Origin of the sequence: Pseudoalteromonas sp. SWXJZ94C (assembly GCF_015864385.1) — a bacterium.
GTDB lineage: Bacteria > Pseudomonadota > Gammaproteobacteria > Enterobacterales > Alteromonadaceae > Pseudoalteromonas.
Genome location: NZ_JADYXF010000128.1, coordinates 1 through 1,293, shown reverse-complemented (window position 1 = coordinate 1,293; position 1,293 = coordinate 1). Strand labels below are relative to the sequence as shown.

Genomic DNA, 1,293 nt, shown 5'->3' with positions numbered 1-1,293 from the left:
CGCATTTTAATCGTCCTTTTTCTTTATCTCTTTTTGGGTTCGCTCTTCGTGCATATTTTGACAAAAAACTGATAGTTTTTTGCCATGCTTTATTCAGTGTCGATATCACGCCTTGTGTTATCGACTCCATTAATTGATAAAACCAACCTTGGGTGTTTTTTGCTACCATAAATGTTGATAGCTCAATACCGGCAAGTTGTTGAACACTCATGCCTATTCGCCTCTTTACTAACAACGTCAATAAACTTGCCCACACCAAGCCTTCCATCATGCTCGCTTTTCTGGTGTTAAATTTTTGCAGGTTGCAATAAGACTTCCATTCTTTAAACAGTAACTCTATTTGCCACCTGAGACTGTAGAGCTTTATTACCGCTTCAGCGCTAAATTTTTCTCGATTTAAGTTCGTTGCCCAATAAGTAGGCTCACTTTTTCCTCTAGGCCAGCTCGCAATCAATCGATAATTAGTTTTACCTTCCACATCCATATCGACAATAACACTACGACGAATATGCTTTTTAACGTCCTTTTGCTTCTTCTGTGAAAACCGTTTTAACGCGTTACCGTGACGATTAAAAGCAGCTACTACGGTTGGATTAACCGTGGTTTTAGCCCTGACAACATAAAAGCCTCCTGCTGTATCAATTGATTCAAGATACGATAACTTAAAATAACCTCTATCCGCTAAAAACAAGGTGTCGACTAACGATTTAGCATCAGGTAAAAAATCATATTCAGCTTGGCTATCAGGACTCACTGAGATTTCTTCGGGATAACCTTGAAGCACATCCCAACTCACATGAACCTCTATTGCCGCAGGACTTATTTTAGTAAAGCGACCTTTAAAGGTATCTTTTAAACTATCGTGCACTGCGAACGAACTTCCGTCTTGCAATATGATGCGTTTGAAATCTGACAGTGTGACTTCTGTGCCGAGTATTTGTTGCTGCCATTCATTTAACGCCACATCGACCAGTGATTTCATCAATTGGCTGAATTCAGGCTTACTCAGTTGATTGTGAAACGGTTTATATTGAACATCAGTTTCCGTCAACTTCACAAAATAACGATGTAAATCTGTCACGGTGTTTACCGATTTATCGCCTAGAGCCGTTATTAACGACATGACTAATTCGAAAGGTTTTATTATTCGTTTACGGCTACAAAAACGGCTTGTTTTACCTATTTCGTTAATATTAAAATCGTTAAGCACTTTCGTTATTTTGTTTAACTCAGTATTATATTTATTCATGCTCTGCTTTTGGGATAGATAGTGGTTTGGCGATTACTATCAGA

Annotated in this window: 1 protein-coding gene; it reads right to left on the bottom strand. The window is 38.4% G+C overall.

The window, feature by feature from the left end:
- The coding region (locus I6F65_RS21340) for an IS4 family transposase (RefSeq protein WP_197114832.1) at positions 1-1,249 on the bottom strand (1,249 nt) is incomplete at its 3' end.
- Positions 1,250-1,293 lie beyond the last annotated feature (44 nt).